Below are 7,561 nucleotides of genomic sequence, written 5' to 3' on the forward strand. Positions count from 1 at the left end.
GTTTGTCGTCTATCCTAACAAGAATGTATGTTATTGCTGACCTCTTCCTACTCTTGAAATAATATTTAGCCCTTTCGTACGTAATCTACGGCGGTTTCGGGGCATACCGATTAAATTTATTAAGCCTATCGCCGCTATGTCTTAATTTTATATGAGACAATGTGTTAGTAGAGAGATCTGCTGCATATATTCCCTAAAATGACAAGTCTCTCTCGATGAAATTCTTAAATAGGGTGGTTTTGCTATGGCAATTCAGCGAATTAAGCACAATGACCGCGATCTAAGAATAAGTAAGAGTATTCTGGATGCGCACTTTTCAAACAGAACCGTTCTAACAAACAGCTCCTGGGCATTTGTATCCTTATGGCTTAAAAGAAATTGTAAAGGCACCAACGCTGAGTTTTATTGGCAACAAGCTAAAGAGTTTTCCGACGCTGCTGTCGGACTTCCAATCGATTCTGCCCCACTTCTTCAATATTACTCATATTTAAATGCTGCAAAGGCCTTACTGTCCTCAAAGCAAGTTTCATTTGATCAGATGCATGGAGTTGTCCTGCGAAAGCTGCCAGTAAACACAAATCATATATCCAATATAGGCGTGAAAATTATGCTTCATGGCGTACTGCCTGCTTTATCGACGTATTTGGGCGAAACAGAGTCAAACAGATTTCACAGTCTTAAAGATATATTCTTTAACATTCCTTACGTACATAGAACCTATTGTCTGACACATAGAAATCAAAAAGATATGTATATTCCGCTAAATGATTGCCATTATTCTTATGATGATGTAGCGAGACAAGTGCGATTCAGGGCTAATCTCTCTAAGGATTTTATAGGTCAGAAGTATAGGAAAAGATTGCCCGCCAGTCTTGAGGTGGCTCCCGACGATGCAACAGGATCAACTATACAGTCGGTTGCATTTGTAAATGCCTCAAGCCACAGGCTTTCTCCAGCAGAACTGGATTCAGTTTCTGCTTTGAATAGATCTGTTCGGCACGATGTCGATTATATAGCTGGTAATCAAACGCTTTGGTATGCCAAAGGTGTTGTACAAGGACCTCCCAGACTGAATAGGACTCCGTTGGTACTATCTCTTGCTGCTATGCATAGGATAAGCGAGATATGCAGATATAACCCAATACAATTAAATGCTCTGATGTCAGGCCAAAAGAACTGGCTTATAAACGAGTTTATTCAGATGTCTCCAGCACAATTCATGGACCAGATCTCTACTGAGATTACTGGCTACCAGTTTCTCCTTCCTAACGTGAGGACGGCTACATGAAGATATATATTGCATGTGCCCTAACTCACGTTCCTCGTCATATTTTCCAATCCTACGCTGATGAAATACATACTTTAGCACAAGCGCTATACAATCATGGACATCATGTAAAATACGCATTTAAAGATAGTGATCCACAACTTGCGCAATATAAAGAAGATCAGAGGGCAAGACTCTGCTACAAGTGGGATCGGAATATGGTAGAGGAGTGTGATCTTGTAATAGCAGAGGCCTCCTTTCCGTCAATTGGATTAGGAATTGAACTTCAGATAGCAGAGAGTCTTTCCATTCCAATAATATTATCCTTTAATGAAAATCTTAATAGATCTAAGCCTATTTCCTATAAAAATCCCGATCAGATATCTCACGACTTGCAGATTGGTCAGGGTTATATCTCCTTGATGGCTCTTGGCTTACCAAACATAATCGAAGTTATAAAGTATGAAACTATGGGAGATATTCTTGATCGATTACCAGAATTATAAAGTAATAAGCACATACCTCTAATATTGTATAAGGACTCCTTCTGTTAATTTGAAATCAATCAATCTCAAATATCCATCATAACGTAAAGTATTAGCAAATTAATTAGGTAAATACTGATAGTCTTAGCGAGACAGATCTTCAAATATAAACTTGAATTCAAACGTTAAGACGCAGTAGTACAGCCTTGCTAGCGGAGCAAAAATGAGGTCATTATGATTAGATGCCGACATAATTATAGTTTAGGTTATTGTCTCTTTCTCTACTTCACGTAAGTTCGATTAAAGCTGAGGAATACTCTAGGGCTAGTCTTAAACAGAACTGCTCTTCGGGTTTCGGATATTTCGTTTATCTGCTAGGATATGGCCATGACGGCTCCTGCTTTTCATCTCCCGACTGAAGCCGAGCGCTTACAGGCCCGCGAAACCCTGACGCGTCTGGAAGGGGCTGGGGTCCGGGAAGTCCGGCTGCAGGACCTTCCAGCAGGCGTCGCGGCCCTGTTGCACAGCATCCTCGGGGAAGTGGCCAAAGGGCATGCCGTGCAGGTGCTGCCCGTGCATGCAGAACTGAGCACGCAGGAGGCCGCCGATCTGCTTGGCGTCTCCCGCCCGCACCTGGTCAAGCTCCTAGAGGAAGGCGCGCTGCCCCACCACAAGGTGGGCACGCACCGCCGGGTGAAGCTCGACGATGTCCTGACCTACCGACACCAGCGCGATCAGGACCGCCGGCAAGCGCTGCAGGCGCTGGCGGACCTCGATCAGGAACTGGGCCTCCTTTGACTGCCTCCCGAGGCAGGGCGTGAAGCTCCGCGCCCTGCTGGACGCCAATGTCCTCTATCCGGCGGTGCTCCGCAGCTACCTGATCGACCTGAGTCTTCTGGGTGTATATCAGGCCCACTGGACGGACGAACTGCAGGACGAGTGGATCCGCAATCTGCAGCTCAACCGTTCAGAGCTGGACGAGGCCAGACTGCGGCAGACCCAGGGGCTGATGGACCGCGCCCTCCCCGAAGCTCGGATTACCGGTCATGAGCCATTGATCCGCACGCTCACCCTCCCGGATGCCGATGACCGGCATGTGTTGGCGGCGGCGATTCATGGTCAGGTCGACGTGATCGTGACCCAGAATCTTCGGGACTTTCCATCAGCAGTGCTGGACGCGTCCAGCCTGCGCGCTGTTTCCCCGGATGACTTCCTGGGGGGCTTTCTGCCAGACCAGGCGGCCGCCCTGGTTGAGGCCCTCCGCGCGCAGCAGGCCAGGTACCGGGCACCTCCCCTGACCATGGCCGACCTGCTGCATCGTCTGGCGCAACAAGGGGTGCCTACCGTGGCCAATTCGCTCGCTTCGCTTCTCAAGATTTCTCGCCCTGCTCTTTAAGGACCTTTCCCATGACCCAATCCACCACCCGCGATATCGTCCAGAAGCTCTGGAACCTATGCAACGTGCTCAAAGATGACGGCGTGACCTACCACCAGTACGTCACGGAACTGACCTATCTGCTGTTCCTGAAGATGGCTGAGGAGACCGGGACCGAGGACCAGTTGCCTGAAGGCTACCGTTGGGTCGACCTCGCGGGCCGCACAGGTCTCGATCAGCTCAACTTCTACAAGGCCCTGCTGCTGCACCTGGGCACGGACACCAGCGGGTTGATTCAGGAGATCTTCGCCAACGCGGCCACCATCATCCGCAAACCCACCACGCTGCATATCCTCGTGACCGCCATGGCGAACCTCGACTGGTACAGCGCCCGGCAAGAAGGGCTGGGCGACCTGTACGAAGGTCTCCTCGAGAAGAACGCCAACGAGAAGAAGAGCGGCGCGGGGCAGTACTTCACGCCGCGGCCTCTGATCGAATCCATCGTGGCCCTGATGAAGCCGACGCTTGAAGATGTGATCCAGGACCCAGCGGCAGGCACCGGCGGCTTTCTGATCGCCGCGAACCACGACATCCGGGAGAACAGCGATCCGGACAGCTGGACCGAGGCTGAGCAGCGCAAGTACCGCCGGGGCACTTTCTACGGCATTGAACTCGTGCAGGACACGCACCGTCTCGCGCTGATGAACCTGCTGCTGCACGGTCTGGACTACGATCCGGAAGGCGCAGGGATTCGCCTGGGCGACACGCTAGGAAGCGAAGGGGAGAAGCTGCCAGAAGCGACGCTGATCCTCAGCAATCCGCCCTTCGGGACCAAGAAAGGGGGTGGGCTGCCCACCCGTACGGACTTCACTTTCCCCACCAGCAACAAGCAGTTCGCGTTTCTGCAGCACATTTACCGCAGCCTGAAGCCAGGGGGGCGCGCCGCTGTGGTTCTGCCCGACAATGTGCTGTTCGAAAGCAACACCGGCCGTGACATTCGCCAGGACCTGATGAACAAGTGCCGCCTCCACACCATCCTGCGGCTGCCCACCGGCATCTTTTACGCTCAGGGCGTGAAGACCAACGTCCTGTTCTTCACGCGGGGCGAGACGGACAAGGGCAACACCACCGAGGTGTGGGTCTATGACCTGCGGGCCAACATGCCGCAGTTCGGCAAGCGGACCCAACTAACGCGGAAGCACTTCGAGGAATTTGAGCTCGCCTTTGGACCAGATCCCTGTGGTGGAGCAGAAGCGATGGCAGCACGCGTAGACACGGGGCTGGAGGGCCGCTTCCGGAGGTTCACGCGGGCGGAAATCACAGACCGTAGGGATAGTCTGGATGTTTCCTGGCTGAAGGACGAGAGCGAGAATGGGGGAGAGCTGCCCGATCCAACCATTCTGGCCAGCAGTGTGATTACGGAGCTTGAAGCGGCTCTGGCCGAGATGCAGAGCATTCTTCTTGAATTGGGTGCGACAGAAGAAGATCTGGAAGCGGTCGGGGTACTGGCGTGATAGAGGAGGAGAGAGGATTGCCGGAAGGATGGGCTGCAACAACATTGGGAGAAATTTGTTCTCGCATCGTTGACGGCTCCCACAATCCTCCCAAATCAAGAGAGAGCGGCCTGCCGATGCTCAGTGCCAGAAATATTCAAAAGCGCCGAATTCATTTTGATGATTTTCGCCTCATTTCAGAGGAAGAGTTTGCAAGCGAAAATAGACGAACACAAATAAGAGCAGGAGATGTACTGCTCACAATTGTGGGAGCTATTGGTCGTACAGCAGTCGTTCCTGATGGACTTGAGCTTTTCACTCTTCAGAGGAGTGTGGCGGTCCTGAGGACCCAGGAAGCAGCACCGCGGCTGCTCAGTTTTTTCCTTGAGTCTCCAGCCCTGCAGCGATTTTTTGAAGAAAACGCAAAGGGAACAGCGCAAAAAGGTATCTATCTAAAGGCTCTCTCAGAAGCGCCATGCCCTTTGCCTCCCTTGCCCGAGCAAATGCGTATCGCTGATAAGTTGGATGCTCTGCTGGCCCGCGTGGAAGCGGGCCGGGAGCGGCTGGAGCGCGTGCCGGGGCTACTGAAACGCTTCCGCCAGAGCGTGCTGAGCGCGGCAGTGAGCGGGGAACTGACGCGAGAGTGGCGCGGAGGTGGGGATGCGGATTGGATGGAGAAACCACTCAATCAAGTTGCCTTCTCGAAACTTGGCAAGATGTTGGATCAAAACAAGAACATAGGAACCCTGAGGCCCTATCTGCGTAACGTCAATGTTCGCTGGTTTAGTTTTCAGCTTGATGATGTGTATAGCTTGCGGGTTGAGGATGCAGAGCGGCTAGCTCTCTCGGTCAGAGCTGGGGATGTTCTGATTTGTGAAGGTGGAGAACCGGGACGTTGTGCTGTTTGGGATGGAGAAGAAGGCGTGTACGTTTACCAGAAGGCTCTCCATCGTGTCCGAGTTGGAGACGAACTGAACCCGCACTGGCTGACGTTCTGCCTGAAAGTATCTGCGGACTCTGAAGCGTTGGAAGATCACTTCACGGGAACAACGATCAAGCATTTGACTGGAGCGGCTCTCGCACGCTTTCCAGTTCCCCTCCCGCCGCTCTCCGAACAGCTTGAAATCGTGAGCCGTGTCGAAGCCCTCTTCGCCATCGCAGACCGCATCGAGGCCCGCTATCAATCAGCCCTGACCACCTTCAACCGCCTGACGCCCGCGCTGCTGGCGAAGGCGTTCCGGGGCGAACTGGTGCCGCAGCACCCCAATGACGAGCCGGCATCGGTGTTGCTGGAACGCATCCGGGCAACGCGGGCAGCGTCAGGCGAAAAGCTGAAGCGGGGGCGTCAGGCAGGGAAGGGAACGGCTAAAGGGGTGAACAGCTCAGACGGCGCGGAGCCGAAGCGTCGAGGCAGGTCACCTAAAGTGCAGGCGGGAGGAGACATGAGCGCAGCGTCCGCCATCACACAGGCCAGCAGCTACGAGGATGCGGTGCGGAAATTGGAAGCGCAGAAGCTCCAGCGGGCGCAGGGCACCCGTCAAATCAGCCTCTTCGGGGCTGAGGACTGATGGGGTACTGCCGCGAGCATCTTTGTCCAAAGTGCGGCTACAAGGCCGTGGTGTCAGGTGGCCCCGACGTAGGGATGGCCATGAGGTACACGCTGACGATTTCCTGCCGGGATTGCCAGGACCTGTACGACGTGGGCTGGCTGGATCCTAAATTCGTGACAGATCCTGAAGGTCAATCGTCCTTCCAGTGGAAGCAGCTCAGGCTCCGCTGTCCGGAGGACGCGAGACATCAGTGGGAACCGTATACCGGTCATTGTCCGGTGTGCTCATCAACGCTGCAGATCAACGAGGAGGGGGAAGGTTATCACTGGGACTGAACTGATTTTGCCCATGGACGTCGCCATGGAGCAGTACGAGGCCTTGCGCGCTCAATACCGTGTGGGGGCGTCCAGGTCCCGGGGATATGCCGGAGCCGTCAATCAGGCCCTGATAGTCATGTGGGAGGAGTACACCGCCCCCTACCGCGTGGTGCGGTTTGAGGAGTACGGCTCTGAGGTTCACCCGCATTACGTGGTCTACCGGGTGGAGGGGCATGGCATCGAGTGGGAAGTGTGGCACCTGCGCGGTGAGCACCGGGAGCGCGACGCGGTGCGGATGAGCGTGATGCTGCGCAACGAAAAACTCGTCGCCCAGCAGGACGCCCTCGAGGTGGGTGCCCTGGACTGGTCTCTCCGGCACTGTCAGGCGAACGTGCTGGCCCTGAAGGGCCTGGCGCCAGCACCGCAAGCTCAGACGACTGGACGGCCTGGTCCCTCGCCACAGCCCCGGCCCACACCGGAGAGCGAGTGGCAGCGGCCCTCGCTCTTCACGGAAGAGGTCCAGACGCTGGAATACGTCCTGGAGTTCGGAGGTGAAGGGGGGCGCGCCGCCATCATGCGGACGCACCTCCGGGGGCGGCCACGGTACTGGACGCTGCAAAACCACGTCACCTGGGACGCAGACGATGAGCCGCTAGTCACGGGAACCAGCCTGGAGTTCCTCGGCACCGAGGCCGACGCGGCCTTGCGGGCCTGTCCTTACCCCTGGGCAAAGCTGGTGGGTCTGGCTCTGGTGCCTGACCTGGTGCCCCTGGTACAAGCCATCCTGGCGGAGCAGGGGAGAACCCTCGATGACTGGCTGCAGTACTTCGAAAGCGACGACGCCCAGAAATGGTCCTGCCGATATGCCTGGTGGGGGTGTGACACCTTCACGGATGGGCCCGTGGACGCGTACTGGCTGACCGCTCGCCCGGAGGTGGTGCGCCGGACGCTGGGCGGCCTTTCTCAGGCACAGGTGATCTGGGGTTGACTCGGTTTCGAGTCGCTAAGGTTAAGCAGCTGTAGCCTGGCACTCGGCTTCCAGGGGCGTCAAGTATCCCAGGCTCGAATGCCGCC

7 protein-coding genes are annotated in these 7,561 nt (G+C 54.9%); all 7 read left to right on the forward strand.

All coding sequences use genetic code 11. The features are described from left to right. The first annotated feature begins 244 nt into the window (after positions 1-244). The 7 genes from HNQ08_RS25470 (at position 245) to HNQ08_RS25500 (ending at position 7,475) form a co-directional block, all read left to right on the forward strand. On the forward strand, positions 245-1,288 hold the full coding sequence (locus tag HNQ08_RS25470) for a YaaC family protein (RefSeq protein ID WP_184138037.1): 1,044 nt from the start codon (positions 245-247) through the stop codon (positions 1,286-1,288). Then, positions 1,285-1,773, forward strand: a complete 489-nt coding sequence (locus HNQ08_RS25475; RefSeq protein ID WP_184138038.1) for a TIR domain-containing protein — start codon at positions 1,285-1,287, stop codon at positions 1,771-1,773. Before HNQ08_RS25470 ends, HNQ08_RS25475 begins: the two co-directional genes overlap by 4 nt. Before the next feature lie 366 nt (positions 1,774-2,139). Continuing rightward, complete coding sequence (locus HNQ08_RS25480; protein ID WP_221284524.1) at positions 2,140-2,550, forward strand: helix-turn-helix domain-containing protein; 411 nt, start codon at positions 2,140-2,142, stop codon at positions 2,548-2,550. A gap of 19 nt (positions 2,551-2,569) precedes the next feature. Continuing rightward, positions 2,570-3,148, forward strand: coding sequence for a PIN domain-containing protein (locus HNQ08_RS25485; RefSeq protein WP_184138040.1), 579 nt, complete (start codon positions 2,570-2,572; stop codon positions 3,146-3,148). An 11-nt stretch (positions 3,149-3,159) separates the two neighbouring features. After that, positions 3,160-4,641: a class I SAM-dependent DNA methyltransferase gene (locus HNQ08_RS25490; RefSeq protein WP_184138041.1), complete on the forward strand. Its 1,482-nt coding sequence runs from the start codon at positions 3,160-3,162 to the stop codon at positions 4,639-4,641. A gap of 17 nt (positions 4,642-4,658) precedes the next feature. After that, positions 4,659-6,188, forward strand: a complete 1,530-nt coding sequence (locus tag HNQ08_RS25495) for a restriction endonuclease subunit S (RefSeq protein WP_184138042.1) — start codon at positions 4,659-4,661, stop codon at positions 6,186-6,188. A gap of 330 nt (positions 6,189-6,518) precedes the next feature. Beyond that, positions 6,519-7,475, forward strand: coding sequence for a hypothetical protein (locus HNQ08_RS25500; RefSeq protein ID WP_184138043.1), 957 nt, complete (start codon positions 6,519-6,521; stop codon positions 7,473-7,475). The last annotated feature ends 86 nt before the right edge of the window (positions 7,476-7,561 follow it).

The sequence above is a fragment of the Deinococcus humi genome (genome assembly GCF_014201875.1).
Taxonomy (GTDB): Bacteria; Deinococcota; Deinococci; order Deinococcales; family Deinococcaceae; genus Deinococcus; species Deinococcus humi.

What these genes read in the sequence shown, in the direction of transcription:
- HNQ08_RS25500 (WP_184138043.1), top strand. Translation starts at nt 6,519, where the DNA reads ATGGACGTCGCCATGGAGCAGTACGAGGCCTTGCGCGCTCAATACCGT.
- HNQ08_RS25490 (WP_184138041.1), top strand. Translation starts at nt 3,160, where the DNA reads ATGACCCAATCCACCACCCGCGATATCGTCCAGAAGCTCTGGAACCTA.
- HNQ08_RS25480 (WP_221284524.1), top strand. Translation starts at nt 2,140, where the DNA reads ATGACGGCTCCTGCTTTTCATCTCCCGACTGAAGCCGAGCGCTTACAG.
- HNQ08_RS25475 (WP_184138038.1), top strand. Translation starts at nt 1,285, where the DNA reads ATGAAGATATATATTGCATGTGCCCTAACTCACGTTCCTCGTCATATT.
- HNQ08_RS25470 (WP_184138037.1), top strand. Translation starts at nt 245, where the DNA reads ATGGCAATTCAGCGAATTAAGCACAATGACCGCGATCTAAGAATAAGT.